At 40.6% G+C, this 419-nt stretch carries 1 pseudogene; it reads left to right on the forward strand.

The window, feature by feature from the left end:
* Positions 1 to 419: pseudogene (locus D9K81_RS18280) on the forward strand (formyltetrahydrofolate deformylase); the annotation flags it as partial.

Here is a 419-nt window from a genome sequence, read left to right on the forward strand (position 1 = left end):
TGCTATATCAGTGAAATGGCGCAATATGATGATGAGATCACTGGCTATTTCTTCACCCGAATTGTGTTTCGCTTTAATGATGGTCTGGGAGATATTGACAGCCTAAAAGCTAATTTTGCTGAAATAGAGCAACAGTATTCTATGCAGGCTACTTTTTATGATTGCAGTAACCCGATGAAAGTCATGATCATGGTCAGTAAATTTGATCACTGCTTTCTCAATCTGCTGTACCGCCATCACAAAGGTGAGCTGGATTTTCAAATCACCGCTGTTGTCTCAAATCACTTGGATTTACGTCCTATTGCTGAACGTGAGGGCTTACGTTTCATCTATCTACCTGTGACCAAAGAAACAAAAGCACAGCAAGAAAGTGAATTACTCAAGATCGTGGATGAAACGGGTACAGAACTGGTCATTCT

The organism is Acinetobacter chengduensis, from assembly GCF_003664645.1.
Taxonomy (GTDB): Bacteria; Pseudomonadota; Gammaproteobacteria; order Pseudomonadales; family Moraxellaceae; genus Acinetobacter; species Acinetobacter chengduensis.